Annotated in this window: 19 protein-coding genes; 4 read left to right on the top strand and 15 right to left on the bottom strand. The window is 68.8% G+C overall.

The genetic code is table 11. The annotated features are described in order from the left end of the window. Position 1 precedes the first annotated feature (1 nt). The 3 genes from ABZT06_RS20905 to ABZT06_RS20895 are packed head-to-tail and all read right to left on the bottom strand — an operon-like array spanning position 2 to position 2,081. On the bottom strand, positions 2 to 295 hold the full coding sequence (locus ABZT06_RS20905) for an antibiotic biosynthesis monooxygenase family protein (RefSeq protein WP_355742632.1): 294 nt from the start codon (positions 293 to 295) through the stop codon (positions 2 to 4). Continuing rightward, positions 292 to 852, bottom strand: a complete 561-nt coding sequence (locus ABZT06_RS20900) for a flavin reductase family protein (protein WP_355742629.1) — start codon at positions 850 to 852, stop codon at positions 292 to 294. The genes ABZT06_RS20905 and ABZT06_RS20900 overlap by 4 nt, the downstream gene beginning before the upstream one ends. A 2-nt stretch (positions 853 to 854) precedes the next feature. Then, positions 855 to 2,081 (bottom strand): acyl-CoA dehydrogenase family protein, encoded by a 1,227-nt coding sequence (locus ABZT06_RS20895; protein ID WP_355742626.1) that lies wholly within the window; start codon positions 2,079 to 2,081, stop codon positions 855 to 857. A 79-nt stretch (positions 2,082 to 2,160) separates the two neighbouring features. On the opposite strand from ABZT06_RS20895, the gene ABZT06_RS20890 reads away from it, so the two are divergent. Beyond that, positions 2,161 to 3,357: an AraC family transcriptional regulator gene (locus ABZT06_RS20890; protein WP_355742623.1), complete on the top strand. Its 1,197-nt coding sequence runs from the start codon at positions 2,161 to 2,163 to the stop codon at positions 3,355 to 3,357. Here the strand turns inward: ABZT06_RS20890 and ABZT06_RS20885 are convergent. Continuing rightward, a complete protein-coding gene (locus ABZT06_RS20885) occupies positions 3,339 to 3,782 on the bottom strand; it encodes a universal stress protein (protein WP_355742620.1) in 444 nt (147 codons plus the stop codon). The genes ABZT06_RS20890 and ABZT06_RS20885 overlap by 19 nt on opposite strands. Before the next feature lie 62 nt (positions 3,783 to 3,844). Beyond that, positions 3,845 to 4,963 carry an MFS transporter gene (locus tag ABZT06_RS20880; RefSeq protein ID WP_355742618.1) on the bottom strand — a complete coding sequence of 373 codons (1,119 nt, stop codon included), beginning with the start codon at positions 4,961 to 4,963 and terminating at the stop codon, positions 3,845 to 3,847. A gap of 320 nt (positions 4,964 to 5,283) precedes the next feature. Here ABZT06_RS20880 and ABZT06_RS20875 point away from each other — a divergent pair, with 320 nt between their 5' ends. Together ABZT06_RS20875 and ABZT06_RS20870 are read left to right on the top strand one after the other, a co-directional pair. Then, a complete protein-coding gene (locus ABZT06_RS20875) occupies positions 5,284 to 5,925 on the top strand; it encodes a TetR/AcrR family transcriptional regulator (RefSeq protein WP_355742616.1) in 642 nt (213 codons plus the stop codon). Positions 5,926 to 6,062: 137 nt separating this feature from the next. Further along, positions 6,063 to 7,418, top strand: coding sequence for an MFS transporter (locus ABZT06_RS20870; protein WP_355742613.1), 1,356 nt, complete (start codon positions 6,063 to 6,065; stop codon positions 7,416 to 7,418). A 73-nt stretch (positions 7,419 to 7,491) separates the two neighbouring features. Here the strand turns inward: ABZT06_RS20870 and ABZT06_RS20865 are convergent, their stop codons facing one another. Genes ABZT06_RS20865 through ABZT06_RS20850 form a run of 4 tightly spaced genes read right to left on the bottom strand, consistent with a single transcriptional unit; the run spans position 7,492 to position 11,286 of the window. Next, the gene (locus tag ABZT06_RS20865; RefSeq protein ID WP_355742611.1) at positions 7,492 to 8,598 is read right to left on the bottom strand and encodes an NAD(P)-dependent alcohol dehydrogenase; all 1,107 of its coding nucleotides are present in this window, start codon (positions 8,596 to 8,598) and stop codon (positions 7,492 to 7,494) included. Between the two features lie 29 nt (positions 8,599 to 8,627). Next, positions 8,628 to 9,338 (bottom strand): maleylpyruvate isomerase family mycothiol-dependent enzyme, encoded by a 711-nt coding sequence (locus tag ABZT06_RS20860; protein ID WP_355742608.1) that lies wholly within the window; start codon positions 9,336 to 9,338, stop codon positions 8,628 to 8,630. Continuing rightward, positions 9,335 to 10,165: a fumarylacetoacetate hydrolase family protein gene (locus ABZT06_RS20855; protein WP_355742605.1), complete on the bottom strand. Its 831-nt coding sequence runs from the start codon at positions 10,163 to 10,165 to the stop codon at positions 9,335 to 9,337. The genes ABZT06_RS20860 and ABZT06_RS20855 overlap by 4 nt, the downstream gene beginning before the upstream one ends. Beyond that, positions 10,162 to 11,286 (bottom strand): cupin domain-containing protein, encoded by a 1,125-nt coding sequence (locus tag ABZT06_RS20850; protein ID WP_355742602.1) that lies wholly within the window; start codon positions 11,284 to 11,286, stop codon positions 10,162 to 10,164. Before ABZT06_RS20850 ends, ABZT06_RS20855 begins: the two co-directional genes overlap by 4 nt. 97 nt (positions 11,287 to 11,383) lie before the next feature. Between ABZT06_RS20850 and ABZT06_RS20845 the strand changes: the two genes are divergently transcribed. Next, on the top strand, positions 11,384 to 12,127 hold the full coding sequence (locus ABZT06_RS20845) for an IclR family transcriptional regulator (protein ID WP_355742599.1): 744 nt from the start codon (positions 11,384 to 11,386) through the stop codon (positions 12,125 to 12,127). Between the two features lie 20 nt (positions 12,128 to 12,147). Here ABZT06_RS20845 and ABZT06_RS20840 read toward each other — a convergent pair whose 3' ends face one another. From ABZT06_RS20840 to ABZT06_RS20815, 6 genes are all read right to left on the bottom strand, one after another. Next, a complete protein-coding gene (locus ABZT06_RS20840; protein ID WP_355742596.1) occupies positions 12,148 to 13,590 on the bottom strand; it encodes a glucose/sorbosone family PQQ-dependent dehydrogenase in 1,443 nt (480 codons plus the stop codon). 11 nt (positions 13,591 to 13,601) lie between these two features. After that, positions 13,602 to 14,231, bottom strand: coding sequence for an antibiotic biosynthesis monooxygenase (locus ABZT06_RS20835; protein WP_355742593.1), 630 nt, complete (start codon positions 14,229 to 14,231; stop codon positions 13,602 to 13,604). 80 nt (positions 14,232 to 14,311) lie between these two features. Then, on the bottom strand, positions 14,312 to 15,757 hold the full coding sequence (locus tag ABZT06_RS20830; RefSeq protein ID WP_355742590.1) for an aldehyde dehydrogenase family protein: 1,446 nt from the start codon (positions 15,755 to 15,757) through the stop codon (positions 14,312 to 14,314). Between the two features lie 139 nt (positions 15,758 to 15,896). Next, positions 15,897 to 16,736: an alpha/beta hydrolase gene (locus ABZT06_RS20825; protein ID WP_355742587.1), complete on the bottom strand. Its 840-nt coding sequence runs from the start codon at positions 16,734 to 16,736 to the stop codon at positions 15,897 to 15,899. A 70-nt stretch (positions 16,737 to 16,806) separates the two neighbouring features. After that, complete coding sequence (locus tag ABZT06_RS20820) at positions 16,807 to 17,643, bottom strand: alpha/beta hydrolase (RefSeq protein WP_355742585.1); 837 nt, start codon at positions 17,641 to 17,643, stop codon at positions 16,807 to 16,809. Between the two features lie 51 nt (positions 17,644 to 17,694). Further along, positions 17,695 to 18,534 (bottom strand): alpha/beta hydrolase, encoded by an 840-nt coding sequence (locus tag ABZT06_RS20815; RefSeq protein WP_355742582.1) that lies wholly within the window; start codon positions 18,532 to 18,534, stop codon positions 17,695 to 17,697. Positions 18,535 to 18,595: the final 61 nt, after the last annotated feature.

Below are 18,595 nucleotides of genomic sequence, written 5' to 3'. Positions count from 1 at the left end.
CTCAGACCTCCTCACCGTCGAAGTGGATCACTTCCGGGGCCTGGGTCCAGAAGGACGCTATGGCCTCCGCGAGCCTGACTGCCTGCGGTGTCGTGGGAAAGACCTCAAGGTGGTCGGTGATGCTGTCCCAACCGACCTTCAGGAGGTAGACACCCGGCTGGTCGACGCTGCGCAGGAAGGACACCTCACGGCATCCCGGTGCGCTCAGGAGCGCCTCGCGACCCGCCGGGACGGCCTGCTCGAACTTCTCGGCGTCCTCGGGGTCGATGGTGAGCCGTGCGTGTTCGTAGATCATGCCTCTCCCGCCTGCCGGCTGCTGTCCGGACCGGACCCGAGCCGCAGGAAGTCGCCGCGGTAGAAGACGAGGGGCAGGCCGGCGTTCTGGAGTTGCATGGATTCGACCCGTCCCACCACCTGGATGTGGTCGCCGATGATGTCGACCTTGTAGCGGCTGCAGTCGAGGGCGGCTATGGCCTCACTGAGCACGGGGTTTCCGGAGGGGGACGGTTCCCAGGCGACGCCCTCGAAGCGGTCCGCGCCGCGGCGGGAGAAGGACCGGCACAGGTGGGCGTGGTCCATGCCGAGGACGTTCACGGTGAAGGTGCTCGACTCGTTCAGCCGGGGCCAGGTCGTCGAGGACCGGTCGATGAAGAAGTTCACCAGGGGCGGATCGAGCGAGACGGAGCCGAACGAGCCCACGGTGACTCCGATGGGCAGCCCCCGGCTCAGCGCGGTGACGATCGTGACGCTGGTGGGGACGTGGCCGAGTACGTGGCGCAGCTGGGTGGCGTCGCCGGGGTTCGGCAGCGTGTCCCCGGTCGTCGTGCCCGAGTTCGTGGTGTTCGCGTTCATGGTCACAGGTCCATCGTGAGTGCGTCGTCGCCGAGCAGGAGCTTGCCGTAGGCCTCCTTGCCGACTTCCGGGCTGACGTAGGCGTGGCGTCCGGCGATCTCGGCGTCCTGCCAGATGCGGCTGAGTACGTTGGCGTCGGCGAAGGAGCCGGCACCGTTGGCGGTCATCAGCAGGTCGATGCCGTCCTTGACGAGTTCGGCGATGATGCCGGTGTCGTTGCGGACACGGCCGCGTATCTCCATGCTCGGCAGGGTGTGTGCGGCAGCGCCGGCGTCGATGTCCAGGCATGCCTGGCGCATCAGCAGCTCGGCCTGGTGGAACTTGGTGGCCGCGGTGGCGACACCGAGCTGGTGGGTCGGTGAGGTGCGGGCGGCGCTGTACGCGGTGTAGGCGACCGGCTTCTCGGGGAGTTTGGCTCGGGTTCGTTCCAGGGCGTGGCGGGCGAGGCCGAGCTGCGGGGCGACCAGGATGAGGGCGGCGACGGCGATGAACGCCATGTGGGAGTTCTGGTCGTCCGTGTGGGGGGTGAGGTAGCGGGCCTCGCGCATGTCGAGGAAACGCTGGATGCGGTGATCGGGGACGAAGTGGTCCTCCACCACGATGGTGTCGCTGCCGGATCCCTTCATCCCGGCCACGAACCATGTCGGCTCGATCCTCCACGCCTCGGCCGGGATCAGCGCCAGCGCCCGCGGGTCCTCGCCCTCGGGCACGTCGAGGGCGATGCCGAGGGTGCCCCAGTCGGCCGCGAAGGATCCCGAGGCGAACGGCCAGCGGCCGCTCACCAGGTAGCCGCCGTCGACGCGCTCGGCCTTGGTGCCGGGGGTGAAGATTCCGCAGACTTTCGCCTCGGGATTGGCCCCGAACACGTCGTCCTGCGCAGCCTGCGAGAACGTCGTGGCGAACCACGTGCACACGTTCAGCAGGGCCACGGCCCAGGCGGTGGAGCCGTCACCGCGGGCCACCTCGGCGATCGTCTGGACGGCCGTGTTCATGTTCGCCTGGTGGCCGCCGTAGCGCTTGGGCACGAACAGCTTGAAGAGGCCGGCGTCCTCCAGAGCTTTGACCACGTCCGGCACGACGCGTCGTGCCTGCGAGGTCTGCTCGGCCCGTTCCCTGATGAGCGGCACCAGCTCGGACGCCCGTCGCACCAGATCCGTGTCGATCTCGACAGCGGGGTTGTGCGGGACGACTGCGGATCCCACGCTGGGGTGATTCAAGACATCGGTCACAGCGGCTCCTTGTTCGATGCGGTTCAAGGTGGCTCGAACGTTAGGAGCCGACCGCCGGTGCCAGGAGCCGATTCACGCAGTGGCCAGTACGTTTGGCGCAGTCAACACGCATGATCTTCGTGCGCGTGGTGAAGCTGGTGGTGCGGCAAGCCATGCCAGGCCCGAGCGAGGACGAGAGGAGTCCGCGATGGACTGGGATTCCGAATTCACTTTCCAGACGCCGCTGGGCTCGGTCCACCGACCGGTGTCCGCTCTCGCCGACGACGCTCTCGGTCACATGCCGAACGAGATTACCGACACGGATTTCGGGCACTTCCGTGACGTCCTCAACAGCCACTACTATCCCGCCCGCGTCGAGCCTCTCGACCGTACTCCAGACCCGCGGGCTCCGCGGCTGGCCGCGGTACACCTCTCGTACGTCACCATCGGGTACGTGCGTTTCGGCGCGTCGGCCAGCGTCGATCCAGGGGACCTGACCGGCTATCACGTCAACGTCCCGCTGCAAGGTCGCGTTGCCTCGCAGTGCGGGACGCAGAGCACGACCGCCAGCCCGTCGACGGCCGCCGTCTTCTCGCCCCACCGGCACACCTACCTGCCGCACTGGGAGGCGGACGCCGCCCAGTTGTGCATCAAGTTCGACCGCCTGCAGGTGGAGAAGGAACTCGCGACTCTGCTCGGGCACCCGGTGACACGACCCATCGAATTCCGTCTGGACTTTCCCCTGGACCACGACGACGGCAAGCGATGGCTCGCGCTTCTGTCCGGCCTGCTGTCCTTCCTGGACGGCCACGCCCGCACACCGGCGGCGGTCAGGCACATCGAGACCCTTGAACGCAGCCTCATTTCGGGGCTTCTGCTGTCACAGACGCACTCCTACAGCGAAGCGCTCCGGACTGAGCCTACGCAGGGACCATTTCCGCGAGCGCTGAACGATGTCATCGACATCATCGAGACCTCACCGGAGAGGGAGTACGTGCTCTCCGACCTCGCCGACCAGGCGGACCTCAGCGTCCGCGGGCTCCAGTACGCCTTCCAAAGGCACCTGGGGATGAGCCCGATGCAGTACCTGCGCGGTGTGCGCCTCGACCGCGCACGCGAGGATCTGCGGGCCGGAGCCGGCACCGTGTCCGACATCGCCTATCAGTGGGGTTTCACGAATCTCGGCAGGTTCGCCCGCGCCTACCGCGACCGGTTCGGTGAGCTGCCCTCCGAAACGCTGGGCCCCGGCTTCACCCCGCCTGCGCGCCGGGCCGGCCCTCACTCCTGGTCCGCCTGAATCGCGTGGACGAGCAGCACGGATACCGGTGTACGGGCGACGACCTGCCGCGTGACGCTGTCGTGCAGCGCGGCACCGAGCCCGGCGTGGTGACTCGGGCCCAGGACGATCAGATCGCAGCCGCGCTGGTGGGCGTACTGGAGCACCGCCTCAGCGCGCAGTCTCTTCTGCTCTGCGAGTACCTGACCGTCAGCGGCTACTCCGGCCGTTCGCAGTTGCTCCACCGCGCTGTTGACGATGTCGCGCGCCTCGGTGTCGTCCTCCAGGTCGATCGTGCCGGCGACGGGGCCGTAGAGGAGGTCGGCGGACTTGATGTGAAGCACGTGCACCGATGCCGAGGTGAGCTCGGCGAGAGAAGTGACAGCGTGCAGAGCGACGTTGTGGCTGGGTGATCCGTCGACGGCCACCAGAATGTTTTTGTACACAGTTGATCTCCGCTTGCTTCGCTTGGCTGCCGGACGTGCGTTTCGATTCCGCTTCTGCGCCGTCAGTTCGCCGTCCGGCGGTGGGTGACCGCGAAAGTGGCTCCGACGAGCGCGGCGATCACAATCGTCGCGCCGAACACAGTGGTGGCCGTGGAGAGGCCGACGGCATCGCTCAGGTAACCGAGCGCGACCGACAGCAGGCCCGCGGGAAGATAGACGCCGATGTTCAGGGCCGCGTTGGCCTCCGCGAGGCGGTCGCCGGAAATGCTGGAGGTGATCAGCGTGACGCCTCCCAGTTGGCCCAGGCCATGTCCGGTCCCGGCCAGAATGGCCGCGACGACGAGCAGCATCGCCGAAGAGGCGTACACGGCTGCCACCAGGACAGCCATCGCCGCGACGACGGAGATCGCGCTCATGAGCAGGATCGCGCGTATGCGCAACCGCTGCACGGAGAACTGGACCGCGGTGGCCGCGGCGAAGGTCACGAACGTGGTGGCACCGGACACGATCCGACTCGTCGTACCCAGCACGTCGGCCAGCAGGGACGGGCCCAGGGACAGCACGTAGGAAGTGGAAGCCAGACCGGGCAGGAACACGGCAATACCCAGCAGGAGTTCACGACGATGCCGTCGCGGCACTGACGGGATGCGGATCCAGGCCCCTGTGCGTGGACCGGTCGGTCCGGGCAGCGGCATGCGCCACACGACGAGGACGGCGAGGACGAGCAGGGCGACCTCGATCAGGAAGACAGTGACCGTCGGTCCCGGCACGGACTCGGAGAGGATGCCGGCCAGTAGCGGGCCCACCCCGGCGCCCACGACGATCGCCGCTGAGGCGAGCAGGGCAGCAAGCCGCCTGCGCTGGGATCCGGCGACGTCGGTCACGGCTGCCATGCCTGCGGAGATGACGGACCCGACCGCGACACCGGCGAGCAGTCGGGCCACGACGAGGACGAGCACGGAGGCGGCGGTCGCGAAGAGCACGCTCGCCACGATGGCGAGTCCCAGCGCGGGCAGCAGGACCGGCTTGCGGCCGATGCGGTCGGAGGCCACGCCCGCCACCGCCAGCGCGGCGACCAGACCGACGATGTAGCAGGCGAAGATCACCGTCAGCATTCCGGCCGAGAAGCCGAGTTCGCGCCGCCACAGGACATACAACGGGGTGGCCGCGTTGGACAGCATGAACACCGCTGTCAGCGGCCAAGCGGCCAGCAATACCTCGCGTCGATGTGGGGTGTCAGCCGGGGCGACGGAAACGGCTGACGCGGCGGGTTGGGTGGACTGCTGGGTTTCCATAGGCACTCCTCGGCGAGATCGGTCACCCCAGGGGAAAGCTGGTCGATCGTCGTTGACCGTTCCATGCGACACGTTCCTCGGGTCGCGGTGGCTGCGAGTGAGCACTCGGGACCGGCATCTCATTTTCTAGTCACTACTGTCTAGAAAATACCAGACGGGCGCCCCAGGCGTCGAACGGTGCTGATCGGGCGGCTTAAGGTGTGGTCGTGACGGAGGACAACAAGACCGGTAAGCCCGGGAGGGGCAGGCCCAAAAAAGAGGGGATCGACACCAAGATCCTGGAGGCGGCGATCCGTGTCCTGGCGGCTGAAGGACTCGAAGGCTTCTCGGTGGCCAAGGTGGCCGCCGAGGTGAGCACGGCCAAGGCAACCGTCTATTCACGGTTCCCGACGCGCATGGCTCTCATCGGAGCCGCCCTGACTCACCTACGGATCGACAACGTTCCCGAGCCGACGGACGATGTGCGCTCGGACCTCGTCGAACTGCTTGAGCACATGACGGCCGACTACGAGCGGATCGGTGGACTCAGTCTCACGGGGTCATGTCTGGCAACCGAGAAGCGGACGCCCGAACTCCTTGAGACGATCAGGATGTCGACGTTCCTGCCCCGGCGTGAGTCCTTTCTCCGGGTGCTGCGAGCAGGGCAGGCCAACGGGCAGATCCGCGAGGACGCGGACCTTGAGCAAGCGGTGAGTGCCGCCGTGGGCGCGTACTACGCCGATCACCTCGCCGGGCGGCCCACGAACGGCGGCTGGGCTGCTCGGGTCGCTGACTCGGTCCTCCGCGGCATCGCGGTCCCGGACTCTTCGGGCACGCGTCCTTCCGGGGCCAGCCGTAGCACGCGCTGAGCGAATCCACCGCTGCGCGAATCGGCCCAGCGTCTGCGCGAGGCGTCTTAGGCGTCCGAATCCGCGCTCTTACCGTCAGCGGGCAGTGCAGAAGCCTCCCCGGCCTGCCTCCCCTGCGACGAGAGAGCGAGACCTCCATGTCCGTTTCGGAACCGGCTGACCTGTCCCTGGCCGCCGCGTCACCGGGTACCGGCGCCGCGGCGTCGATGTCGGCGGCGCGCAGGCGTCGCAACCTGGCCAGCGTCGCTCTCGGCAACGCTCTGGAGTGGTACGACTGGACCGCGTACGCGGTCTTCGCCAGCTTCTTCAGCGCCCAGATCTTCGCCCCGCACGACCCGAAAGCCGCCATCCTGGCGACCTTCGCCATTTTCGCGGTCGGTTTCGCGATCCGGCCCGTCGGCGGAGTCTTCTTCGGCTGGCTGGCCGACCGGAAGGGTCGCAAGACCTCCCTGCTGGTGGCGATAGCCTGCGCATCCGGCGGGATGATCCTCATCGCCGTCACACCTACGTACGACCAGGCCGGCCTTCTGGGCGCCGTCGTCATGCTGATTGCCAGGCTTCTGCAGGGCGCGGCACACACCGGCGAGGTCGCAGCCGCCTACACCTACATCGGTGAGGAGGCGCCGGCTCGCCGCCGCGGGCTCTGGGCGAGTTCGATCTTCGCCTCCGGCACCGCCGCCGTGATGGTCGCGACCATCCTCGGAGCGGTCCTCACCTCGGTGCTGTCGAAGGCCGCCATGGCCTCATGGGGCTGGCGGCTCCCCTTCGTCCTCGGCGCGGTGATCGCGCTGTACACGCTCTATCTGCGCCGCAAGCTCGACGAGACCGAGGCTTTCGTCGCGAGGAGCCAGCGGGAGGGAACGGGTCCCGTGAGCAGGCGGACAAGTCTCGTCGTCGGCCTGTGGGCCAACCGGGCAGCCGCCGCCCGCGTCTTCTTCATGGGGGCCGCACTCGGGGTCTACTACTACACCTGGGCCATCGGCGCTCCGGCCTGGGCAGTGACCGCACTCGGCATTCCCGCGACCTCCGCGTTGTGGGCCAGCGTCGCGGCGCAGGCCGTGGGGCTCGTGGCGCTGCCCCTTGCCGGTGCCCTGTCCGATCGCATCGGCCGACGACCGACGATGATCACCTTCGGTATCGCCGCGGCGGTCCTGGCCTGGCCGCTCGACCTGCTGGCGCGCGGCGGAACGGCATGGCAGTTCGGGCTGGCGATGGCCGCCGCGCTGGTGGTCTTCGCGTTTCTCGGCGCCGTCTATCCCGCCGTTCTCGCCGAGTTCTTCCCCACGGGCGTGCGTGCCTCCGGCATAGCGGTGCCCTACGCGCTGGCCGCGACTCTGTTCGCCGGAACGGCACCGTACCTGCGCCAGTGGCTCGGCCAGCTCGACATGGACGCAGCGTTCGTGGCCTACGTAGCGGCCACGTCATTGCTGACGGCATGGGTCATGTTCCGCGCACCCGAGACACGTGGAATGACTCTGACCGAGAAGCAGTAGCGCGCCGCCGTCGTCGGGTCAACCGGTGCGGTTCAGGCCCCGGGGCCGGGAGACCGCACCGGTTGCCCGTCGGCTAGGACATGACGAGGACGGGTTTGATCACAGAGCCCTCCAGCGCCTGCGCGGCGGCATCATTGATCTTCTCGAAGGGGAACCGCTGGATCAGCCGGTCGAAGGGCAGGCGGCCTTCCCGGTACAGGTCGATCAGCCGGGGCAGGAAGAGCTGGGGGTCGCTGTCGCCCTGGTTGGTCCCCAGCAGCCGGATACCGCGGCCGAGCAGGTCCGGCACGTCGACGGAGACGGTCGAGCCCAGCGGCGGCGCGCCGACCACGACGCAGGTGCCGGCCGAGGCCAGCGAGGCGATCGCGCCTTCCAGCACGGCCAGTCGGCCACTGGTCTCGACGGCGTAGTTCGCGCCGGTACCTCCGGTCAGCTCTCGTACGGCTTCGGGTACGTCGACCTCGGCCGCGTTGATGGTGTGGGTGGCGCCGAGTTCGCGGGCCAGTTCCAGGCGGGCGGGGTTGACGTCGACGGCCACAACGCGCGACGCGGAGGTCAGGCGTGCGCCCATCAGCGCGGCCAGGCCCACACCGCCGGCACCGAACACGACCAGCGTGCTGCCCGACGTCGGCCGGGCGACGTTGAGGACGGCCCCCACCCCGGTCTGCACACTGCAGCCGAGCGGGGCGAGAACGTCGAGATCGATGTCGTCGGGCGCCTTGACCGCGGACCGGGCATGGACCAGGGCGTGGTGGGCGAAGGACGACTGCCCGAAGAAGTGGCCGTGCACCGGTCCAGAGGCTCGGCTGATCGGCGCGGATCCGTCGAGGCGTGAGCCGCCGAGCAGGTTCAGCGCGGTCCAGTGGTCGCAGTACACGGGCCGCCCCGCGCGGCAACCGGCGCACGTGCCACAGGAGTTGAAGCTGATGATCACGCGGTCGCCGGGCGTGAAGTCGCCGACCTGGGAGCCGATGGCCTCGACGACTCCGGCACCCTCGTGGCCCAGCACGGCGGGTAGGGGGAAGGGGGTGGCACCCGTGCGTGCACTCAGGTCCGTGTGGCACAGCCCGACGGCCGCGATGCGCACGACCATCTCGTCGGGTCGGGGATCGTCGAGAGTGACCTCGGTGAGCTCGAAAGCTGCTCCCTTGGCTTCGACAACGGCAGCGGTGGTCTTCATGGGAATCCTTCTGGGTCGGTGCCGGGCGGTCACAGCCACGGCGGCAGTTGCGGAAGCGGTGCACCCGTGGTCGTCCTGAGGTGCGGTGAGGTTCCACGGCCGGTGAGCCAGCGGGCGAGATCGACTGAAGGGCCCTCCACGATGACGTCGCCGCGTGGGAATGCGTCCGTCTCGCGGTCGGTGGCCCGCACGCCCACCTCGACCGACTGTGCTGTGCGGCGGCGGGTGAGGGCGTCGGCGATCAGCGCGTCGGTGAAGTCGTGGGGAAATTCCGCGAAGTCGCCGCCGGAGGGCAGGTCGCAGGCGTGGATCCACTGCTCGCGGCTGCGCAGCCAGGGGATGGTGGTCGCCGGGACGGTGCGGCCCTGCGCGGTGACGACCTGTGCTTGCCACCGTGCCCTTGTCAGCCGGTCGAGCGCGACGGACAGCCGCACCTGCTCGTCCTCGACGAAGTCACGCAGCCGCGCCGCCGGCCAGAGGGCTCCCGCCTCTATTTCCTCGGCCCGTGCGGACGGGTTCGGATACATGGCGGTCGGTTCTCCGGTCGCCGCCCAGTGCGCCAGGCGGACCAGGGCCCGGGCGTTGTGGCCGACGTGGGACAGCAGATGTCTGCCGGTCCATCCCGGCAGGGCGCTCGGTCCTTCGAGCTGCTCGTCGCCGGTCCGCTTGAGGACGGACATGAAGTACTCGTGGCCCTCGGTCATCCAGGGGAGGTAGGAGGACGTCGGCGCGTCTGTCATGACGACTCGCTCCGCCGTACGGGGGTGACCAGCTCGCCGATGCCGTCGATGCGGGTGACGACGGTCTCGCCGCCCTGGAGGTAGCGCGGCGGCTTACGCGCGTGGCCGACTCCCCCGGTGGTACCGGTGGCGATCAGGTCCCCGGGGTTGAGGGTGAGGATGGTCGAGATGTAGCTGACCAGGTCTGCCGCGTCGAAGAGCAGGTCGCCGATGTTGGACTTCTGCACGACCTCGTCGTCGATGGTGCAGCTGATCTCGGCGTCCGGGGCCAGCTCGTCCGGAGTGACCAGGTAGGGGCCGAGGGGGGTGGTGGCCTCCCATGTCTTGCCCTGCAGCCACTCCCGGGTGCGGAACTGCCAGTCGCGCAGCGTCACGTCGTTGAGGATGGTGTACCCGGCGATGGCCGCCTCCGCGGCGGCCCGGTCCGCACGCCGGACGCGCTGCCCGACGACCACGACCAGTTCGGCCTCCCAGTCGACCGCGTCGGACTCCTCAGGCAGCGTCAGCGGGTCGTTCGGCCCGATGAGCGCCTCGGGGTACTTGGCGAACAGGGTGGGAAATTCGGGCAGGTCGCGGCCCATCTCCGTGATGTGGGTGCGGTAATTGAGACCCACGCAGACGATCTTTCCGGGATACGGGATCACGGGCGCGAGCTGTGACCGGGACACGACAGGGACGCGAGGGCCTTGGGCATTCGCGGCCCTGGCCCGCCAGTCTGCGTGGGAGAGGAAGCCGCCGAGGTCTCCGGGGCCGAGGTCGACGTACCCGCCGTCCTCGACGCGGACCGTGCGGAGCCCGGTGTCTGTACGTACGGTGGCGAGCTTCATGCTTCGGCCCTTTCCTGCGGGGACTGGTGGGAGCGGTGGAGATGGAGTCGTTCGAAGATCGGTGCGTCGGTGAACCTGAACAGGTCCAGGCCGTGCTCCGTGGCGAAGGTCAGTGGCTGCCAGGACGGCACGACGAACAGGTCGCCGCGTTCGACGCTCCAGCGGGAGTCGCCGACGGTGACCTCGCCGGTGCCGTCGAACGCCTGGAACACCGAGGAGCCGACCTCGCTGCGCGCCGCCGTTGCGGTGCCCGGCGCCAGGCGGTGGAACTCGGTGCGCAGGGTCGGCAGGATGTCGGCGCCCGTGGTCGGGTTGGTGTAGCGGACCGCGGCGTGGCCGGGCTCGACGGTCGCGGAGTACCCCTCCGCCTCCAGCGCCAGCTGCTCGGCCAGAGCCCGGTCGGTGTGCTCCCACCGGTAGGCGAGCAGGGGTGTTGCCGGGGTGGGCTGCAGGTGGGTCAGGGGCCGCAGCCCCGGGTGGGCCCACAGCCGCTCGGAGCGCGAACGCTGCGGTGCCTCACGGGTGTCCACCTCGTCGGGGCCGAACTCGAAGAAAGTCGCGTCGGTGTAGTGCTGGAAGGGGATGTCGAGTCCGTCGATCCAGGCCATCGCCCGGTCGCTGCGGTTGTGGTGACCATGCCAGTGCCAGCCGGCCTGAGGCAGGAAGTCACCGCGCCGCATGGCGACCGGGTCACCGTTCACGACGGTCCAGACGCCCTCGCCCTCGACCACGAAGCGGAAGGCGTTCTGCGTGTGCCGGTGGACGGGCGCGTCCTCCCGCGGGTTGAGGTACTGGATCGCCGCCCACAGCGTCGGGGTCGCGAAGGGCTGTCCGCCCAGGCCGGGGTTGGCCAGGGCGATGGCCCGGCGTTCGCCGCCCCGCCCGACCGGGACCAGCTGCCCTGCCTGCGCCGCCATCGGCAGCAGGTCCTTCCAGCGCCAGCGGTGTGGCAGCGCCTGCGACACCGGGTGGGCCGGCATCAGCTCACCGATCTCGGTCCACAGCGGAACCAGCAGCTGCTGCTCGAATCCGCGGTAGAGCGCCTCCAGTTGTGGGGTGCGTTCGGGCTGGCCGGCGGCGTCGGTGGCTTGCACGCGCACCGGTGAGGTCGTAGGTGTCATGGGTGTACTCCCGCATTCGGGTCGGCAACGCTGCCGCTACTCCGGATCACCTTCACAGCCTGGGTGAGTTCTTCAGCGTGGGATAGACTTTTCTGCTGTGAAGAACGAGCCCCCGTACCGGATCGCTTCCGTCGACCATGCGCTGCACCTGGCGACGCTTCTGCAGCAGGAGGGACCGCTGCGGGTCAGTGACGCGGCGGAACGGCTGGGCGTGTCCCCGTCCACCGCGCACCGGCTGCTCGCGATGCTCGTGTACCGCGGCTTCGCCGAGCAGCGGCCCGACCGGCTCTACGAGGCCGGTGACGTGCTGCGCCCCGCCGCCGTGTCCCGGGCGCCGGTGGCCCTCCTGCGTCAGGTGGCGCTTCCCCGTCTGCACGAACTCGTCGACCGTGTCGGGGAATCCGTCAACCTCGTGGTTGTGGCCGGCACCGAGGCCCGGTTCGTCGCCACCGCGGAGAGCCCGCAGATCCTGCGCGTGGGCAGCAGGGCCGGGCGTACCCTGCCCGCGCACCTCACCTCCGGAGGCAGAGCCGTCCTCGCCGCCCTTCCGTCCGACCAGGTCACCGCGTTGTATGACGGATCCGAGGACGTGGACCTCACGCGGCTGCGCCGCGACCTTGCGCTCGTACGCAAGCGGGGCTTCGCGATCAACGATCAGCGCACCGAGGCCGGTTTGACCGCCCTCGGGATCGTCGTCCGCGATCCCGAGGGGGCGCCCGTGGCAGCGGTGGCGATCGCCATGCCGACAGTGCGCTTCGACCGTGACCGCGTTCCGGCCTGGGTCGGTGCGCTGACGGCGACCGTGTCCGAGATCGAGCAGGAGTTGCACAGCCTCACCTGACCGTCCCCGGACTGTCATCGCTACTTCGCGTGGAACGCGAGGATCGATCCGGGATTGTCCAGCGTGGTGCCAGGTGCGCCGGTGCTGGGGTTGCGGACCAGGCCGGCGTTGTCGGTGGCGACGTAGACGGTCTTGCCGTCCGGGCTGAAGGCCGTGTCGCGGTAGCGGTTCTGCGAGGTCCACAGCCGCTCGCGCGAGACGACGTGCCGGCCGTCGGCGGACAGCTTCAGCCTGTAGACGCTGCCGTCCTTGAGCGTGGTGACGATCAGCGAGTTTCCCCAGCCGCGGATCCCGCCGGACCGCTGCGGATAGTAGCTGAGGCTGGAAGGCGCGATGGTGGGCCAGCAGACGAAGTACAGGCCGCCTTCGGCGCACTTGGGGTCCGCGAAGTTGTAGTCGTTGCCGACGCTCGTGCCGAGGGTGTCGATCGGCGGGACGAACGAGCCCTTCCAGTCCCTCTCCTTCTGCCGCGGGACGGAATCCGGGACTTCGAGGTCGCTGTAGGTCAGGTCCTTGCACGGGGCCGGCGTCGAGGCGGACCAGTTGTTGTACGTGTAGGCCTGGTCGTCGCGGTAGCCGGCGACGTACGGCCAGCCGTAGTTGTGGCCCGGGCGGACGATGTTGATCTCGTCGTCGGTCTTGGGACCCTGCTCGGACTGGTAGAGGGTGCCGTTCGATGCGAAGTCCAAGCCCTGTGAGTTGCGGTGGCCGTAGGTGATGATGTGGCTGCGCACCCCGTTGATGACGGGATTGTCGGCGGGTATGGATCCGTCGAGGTTGATCCGAAGGATCTTGCCCTGGTACGCGGCGAACCAGTCCTTGTGCTCGACCTCGTTCCGGGTGGGCAGGCGCTGTGCCCAGTTGGGGTTGCAGTAGTGCTCCAGCTGGTTGGCGCCCTGGTCACCGACCGTGTAGTACAGCTTGCCGTCGGGGCCAAGGCGCAGACGGGCCGACTGGTGGTCGGTGCCGGAGGGAAGGCCGGTGAGGATGTCCTTCGGACTGACCAGGGTGTGGGTCGTGCGGTCGAGCGTGTAGCGGGCGATCTTCAGTCGCCGAGTCTCCCCGGTGACGGGCGCGGGCGTCGTCGTCTGGTAGGTGTACGAGAGGTAGACGTACGTGCTGCCGCTGGTGCCCTGCCGCGGAGTCTGGAAGGCCAGGCCGAGCACGCCGTCCTGGCCGGCAGCGGTGTGGACGGCCGTCCCCGTGAGGTTGAGGGCGGTGGTCCTGGCGCCCGTGGTGGGATCTATGCGGGTGACCTTCAGACCGCTCTTCTCGGTGGCCCAGAGGTGGTTGTCCGGACCCCAGACGATCTCGTACGGGTCACCGAGACCGGTGGCCAGAACGGTTCGGGTGAATCCGGTTCCACCGGAGGGAGAGGTCGTCGAGTCGTCTGCGACCGCGGGGGCGGTGCATGTCAGAGCAAGCGCGGATACGGCGGCCAGTGCGGCCGGGATTCGTTTCATGCTCGGGCCTTTCAGGGGTGTGCAGACTTCCGGAGAGGCGAAGGGCTTGAGGCGGGCGCCGCAGGTGCGGGACGAAGCCAGCGGCGCAGCAGACGGCTGACGACGGGCATGGCCGCGTACGTCATGAGCACACTGAACAGCGCGGCGAACACGGCTGTACGGGCCACGAGCGGCAGTCCGACCAGATGAGGTCCGAGTACGCCGTTGCCCAGGAGGGAGATCGGGTAGATGCCGAGGCCGGCGCTCGCGGCCATCTTCCAGCGGGGCGGCGCCGCGCCGCCCTGGCCGAGGCCGGTGAACCAGGTCTCCATGCCCCGCAGTTCGCGTCGGGCGACCTCTGTGTGACGGTGTCCGGCGCTGTTGTCGAAGAAGGCGGCGCGGGCCGGCGAACGCAGCCATGCGTCGAGAGCCGCCTGGTCACGGAAACGGTGCACGACGATCCAGGGCCTGTCGCCCGTCGCGGGGCGGAACAGACCGCCGCCCAGATGGCCGGGAGAAGCGGCGGCAGCGTCCAGGATGCCCCGGGCCCACTTCTGGAAGGTCTCCTCGTGGCCGGGCTCTACGGTCCGTGCGGTAAGCAGGGTGACGTCCGTACCGTCCGTGCGGATGATCGACGGTTCACTCAGCTGCTTGTCGGTCACGGCGGTGCTCCTGCTCAGGTGGGCAGGTGGGCCCCACCGCCAAGTCAGCGGGGCCCACCTGGAGGGAGAGGCGGTTCGGGTCAGTCGCGGCGGGCCGGCGCCGCATGGACGAGGTGCTTGGTCTCCTGGAACTCCTCCAGACCGCGCATGCCGTTGAGTCGGCCCATGCCGGACTGTTTGAACCCGCCCTCCTCGAACTGGTCGTGGACCACGGCCCAGGTGTTGGTCCACACCGTGCCGGCCTTGATCTCACGGGCGACCCGCAGTGGCAGGTCCACGTCCCGCGTCCAGATCGACGCGGCCAGCCCGAACTCTGTGGCGTTCGCCCGGCCGATGGCCTCCGCCTCGGAGTCGAACACCTCGAACGTGGCAACCGGACCGAACACCTCCCGCTGCACGATCGGCGAGGAGACATCGTCGACCTCGACCAGCGACGGGTGGATGAACGCCCCCTTGCGCTCCCCCTGGAGCAGCACCTTCGCGTAAGCGGCGGCGTCGGCCACGACGCCTTCGACACGCTCCGCGTTGCGCTCGTCGATCATCGCTCCCATGTCACTGGACGGGTCGTCACCCGGGCCGACCTTGACCGCTTCCAGGGACGCGATCATCCGTCGGCGCAGTTCGTCCGCGATCCCGCTCTGCGCCAGGATGCGGCTGCCCGTCATGCAGAACTGGCCGGTGAAGGTGGTGATCGCCTTGGTGAGCACGGGCACGGTGACGTCAAGATCGGCGTCGTCGAAGACGATCATCGGGCTCTTGCCGCCGAGTTCCAGAGAGAGCGGCTTGAGGGTGGCCGACGCCTGCTCCATGATCTTCCGGCCGACCACCGTTGACCCGGTGTAGCTGACGACATCCACCTTCGGGGACGAGACCAACAGCGGGGCGCCCTCGTTGCCGGACTCGGTGAAGATGTTCAACACGCCCGCGGGCAGACTCGTCGTGGCCGCCACGAGCTCACTGAGCAGCCCGTTGACCAGACCCGTCTGAGCGGGCAGCTTCATCACGACGGTGCAGCCCGCGGCCAGCGCCGGGGCAAAGGACCGCACAGCCAGTACGACCGGGGAGTTCCACGGCGCGATGACCGCGGCCACACCGGCCGCCTCCCGCAGGGTCATCGAGTACAGGCCCGGCTTCACCTCGGCCGCGCCACCGTGATCGGACAGTGCCAGGGACCCGTAGTAACGCAGTTTCGGAATGGTCAGGTCGATCTCGAAGGCCGCCTCCCCGAGGATCTTGCCGTTCTCCCGCGCCAGCAGGGTGATGAACTCCTCCCGTCGCTCCTCCAGCAGGCCTGCCATCTCGAACAGTGCCTTCGCGCGCAGGTGCCGGTCGCGTGACCAGTCAGTGGTGTCGAAGGCCAGACGTGCGGCCGCGATGCCGGCCCGCGCCTCCTCCGCGCCACCGTCGGCGAAGGTACCCAGCGCCTCGCCGGTTGCGGGGTTGAGCGATTCGGTGCGCTGAGCGGAATCGGTCCATTGACCAGCAATGTAGTGACGGGCGTGCGGGAGGCCGGTGTTGTCGGTCATCGGGAGTACTTCCTTGTGCTCGTACGGATGCCGGGACGCCGGTCATCCGGTTCCAAGGAACCGAGAGCGAGGGACACATCCTTGTTCTCGGTCAGGGCAGCGACGGGGCAGTCACACAACCCCGTCGCGGAGGCGGGGATCATCCCTCGTACTTCCACTGGTCGGGGACGTCCGCGGTGCGGCTGTGCATCTCGGTGAGCAGGGTCCGCAGGCCGGCTCCGAAGAGCGCCGCGTCCCGGTTGAACTCCATGTGGATGCCGGGGAATTCGGCCCAGGGGACGCCGATCTTCTTGGCGATCTCGATCGACGGACGGGCGTAGTTCAGACCGCGATCCTCGGCGCCGGCCGCGAGGACGATGGGAAACTCCGCCTTCGACAGCGCGTCGTAGTCGGGCACGAAGCCGGTGAAGCCGGGCCACTCCGTGATGAAGAGGTGTTCCAGGTTGCCGAGGAAGCGCTTCTGCACTTCCTCGTCCCAGGCATAGGTGCCCTCGCCCCTGACGAACTGCGCGAACGCGGCGCCGGCGGCCTGCGGGCCTTCCTTGGCCACCAGCTCGCCCATCTTCTCGAAGAAGTCACGCTCGGGGTCGCCCTCGGGGAGGGCCTTCACGGCCGGCGGCTCGTGCGCGATCAGCCCGCGGACGACCTCCGGGTGCTGCGCGGCCAGCGTCAGGCCGATGATCGCGCCGCCGCTGTTGCCGAACACCAGGGCCTTGCCCCCGGCGAACTCGTCGATCAGCGCCTTGGCGTCCGACGCCTGCTGGGCAAGGGTCATCGTTGCGCCGCCCTGGCCGGTGCTGCGGGAGTTGCCGCGGCGGTCGTAGTTGATGACGGTGAAGGCGTTGGAGAGGTTCTCGGCAAGGCCCGCGATCAGCCCGCCATCTCCGCCCGCTCCGACAATGAGGAGCAACGCGGGGCCGCTGCCGCGGACTTCGTAGTACAGCTCGGCCCCGTCGACGGGGAGCATTCCACTGCGCATGAGTATGGATCCTTTTGTGTGGCCACTTACCAACATCGCTGCTGGAGAGGGAGGGTGAGGGGGTACGAGGTCAGGCTTCGCTGGTCCACTGCTCGGGGACACTAGAGATAGAGCTCTGCATGCTGGTCGCCAGCGCCCGCAGGGCTGCCCCGAAGATTGCCGGGCGCGGGATGAACTCCAGGTGGATGCCGGGGAATTCGGCCCAGGCCGTCCCGATACGCTCGGCGATGAGAAGCGAGGGGCGTGCGTAGTAGGTACCGCGGTCCGCGGAGCCCGCGCCCAGCACGATGGGGAACTCCGCCTTCGACAGCGCCTCGTAGTCGGGGACGAAGCCGCTCCACATGGGCCATTCCGTGCCGAAGAGCTGCTCCGCGCTGCCTGCGGCGCGCCTCGCCATGCTCTCGGGCCAGGCGTACGTGCCCTCGCCCCGTACCGACGCTCCGAACGCCGCGCCCGTGGCCGCGGGCCCCTTCGCCGAGTACAGCTCGCCCATCTTGTTGAACCACTCGCGCTCGGGGTCGCCCTCGGGGAGGGCGAGCACGGCGGGCGGCTCGTGGGCGATCAGTCCGCGTACGGCTTCCGGATGCTGGGCAGCCAGGGTGAGGCCGACGATGGCGCCGCCGCTGTTGCCGAACACCAGGACCTTGCCGCCGGCCAGTTCGTTGATCAGCGCCTTCGCGTCCGACGCCTGCTGCGCCAAGGTCGTCGCCACACCTCGGCCGGTGCTGCGAGCGTTTCCGCGCCGGTCATAGGTGATCACCGTGAAGGCGTCGGAGAGTACGGCGGCGAGGCCGTCGTACATCCCGCCGTCTCCGCCGGCGCCGACGATCATGAGCAACGCCGGACCGCTGCCGCGTACCTCGTAGTACAGCTTGGCTCCGTCAACGGGCAGCGTTCCGTTACGCATAGGTCTCTCGATCTTTCTGGGTCAGCATGGGGTCGAACGGGCAGGGCGGGATCAGTTCTCGCTCGTCCACTCCTCGGGGACGTCCGCGATGCGGCTCTGCATCTCGGTCGCGAGGGCCCGCAGAGCGGCCCCGAATCCCGCCGGGCGGTGCAGAAACTCCATGTGGATGCCGGGGAATTCGGCCCAGGGAGCTCCAATCCGCTTGGCGATCTCAAGGGACGGGCGCGCGTAATACGCGCCGCGGTCGGTGGAACCGGCGCCGAGCAGGATCGGGAACTTCGCGGCCTTGAGCGCGTCGAAGTCCGGCACGAACCCGCCGAAGTCCGCGAACTCCTTCGAGAACAGGAACTCGACGTTCCCGAAGAACCGCTGCTGCACGTCCTCGGGCCAGGGCTCGTCGCTCTCCCCGCGCATCGTCTGGACGAACTCTCCGGCCGCGACCTGCGCACCGGCTTCCTCGGCCCGGGCGATGACCTTCTCGAAGAAGTCGAACCACGGGTCGGTCTCGGGCAGCACCTTCACGGCCGGCGGTTCGTGGGCGATGAGCCCGCGGATGACCTCCGGGTGCTGTGCGGCCAGTGTCAGCGCGATGATCGCGCCGCCGCTGTTGCCGAAGACGAGGGACTTGCCCCCGGCCAGCTCGTCGATCAGGCCCTTCGCGTCCGACGCCTGCTGGGTGAGGGTCATCATCTCCTCGGTGCGGCCGGTGCTGCGGGAGTTGCCGCGCCGGTCGTAGGTGATCACCGTGAAGGCGTCGGAAAGGTCTTCGGCGAGGCCCTGGTAGAAGCCGCCGTCACCGCCGGCTCCCGGGATCAGCAGGAGCTCCGGTCCGCTGCCGCGGACTTCGTAGTACAGCTCGGCTCCGTCGACGGCGAGCATTCCACTGCGCATGGTTCTGGTCCTTTCATGGTGGTGCAAAAGCTGGGCGGGGAACGCGGGCTGTGGTGTGAAA

The sequence above is a fragment of the Streptomyces sp. NPDC005483 genome, assembly GCF_040606035.1.
In the GTDB taxonomy this organism is placed as follows: Bacteria; Actinomycetota; Actinomycetes; order Streptomycetales; family Streptomycetaceae; genus Streptomyces.
The sequence above is the reverse complement of the archived record's forward strand: the minus strand, read 5'-3'. Positions and strand labels throughout refer to the sequence as shown.

Coding starts and splice junctions, on each gene's coding strand:
- ABZT06_RS20905 (WP_355742632.1), bottom strand. CDS start 295: ATGATCTACGAACACGCACGGCTCACCATCGACCCCGAGGACGCCGAG.
- ABZT06_RS20900 (WP_355742629.1), bottom strand. CDS start 852: ATGAACGCGAACACCACGAACTCGGGCACGACGACCGGGGACACGCTG.
- ABZT06_RS20880 (WP_355742618.1), bottom strand. CDS start 4,963: ATGCTGTCCAACGCGGCCACCCCGTTGTATGTCCTGTGGCGGCGCGAA.
- ABZT06_RS20870 (WP_355742613.1), top strand. CDS start 6,063: ATGTCCGTTTCGGAACCGGCTGACCTGTCCCTGGCCGCCGCGTCACCG.
- ABZT06_RS20865 (WP_355742611.1), bottom strand. CDS start 8,598: ATGAAGACCACCGCTGCCGTTGTCGAAGCCAAGGGAGCAGCTTTCGAG.
- ABZT06_RS20860 (WP_355742608.1), bottom strand. CDS start 9,338: ATGACAGACGCGCCGACGTCCTCCTACCTCCCCTGGATGACCGAGGGC.
- ABZT06_RS20855 (WP_355742605.1), bottom strand. CDS start 10,165: ATGAAGCTCGCCACCGTACGTACAGACACCGGGCTCCGCACGGTCCGC.
- ABZT06_RS20850 (WP_355742602.1), bottom strand. CDS start 11,286: ATGACACCTACGACCTCACCGGTGCGCGTGCAAGCCACCGACGCCGCC.
- ABZT06_RS20840 (WP_355742596.1), bottom strand. CDS start 13,590: ATGAAACGAATCCCGGCCGCACTGGCCGCCGTATCCGCGCTTGCTCTG.
- ABZT06_RS20830 (WP_355742590.1), bottom strand. CDS start 15,757: ATGACCGACAACACCGGCCTCCCGCACGCCCGTCACTACATTGCTGGT.
- ABZT06_RS20825 (WP_355742587.1), bottom strand. CDS start 16,736: ATGCGCAGTGGAATGCTCCCCGTCGACGGGGCCGAGCTGTACTACGAA.
- ABZT06_RS20820 (WP_355742585.1), bottom strand. CDS start 17,643: ATGCGTAACGGAACGCTGCCCGTTGACGGAGCCAAGCTGTACTACGAG.
- ABZT06_RS20815 (WP_355742582.1), bottom strand. CDS start 18,534: ATGCGCAGTGGAATGCTCGCCGTCGACGGAGCCGAGCTGTACTACGAA.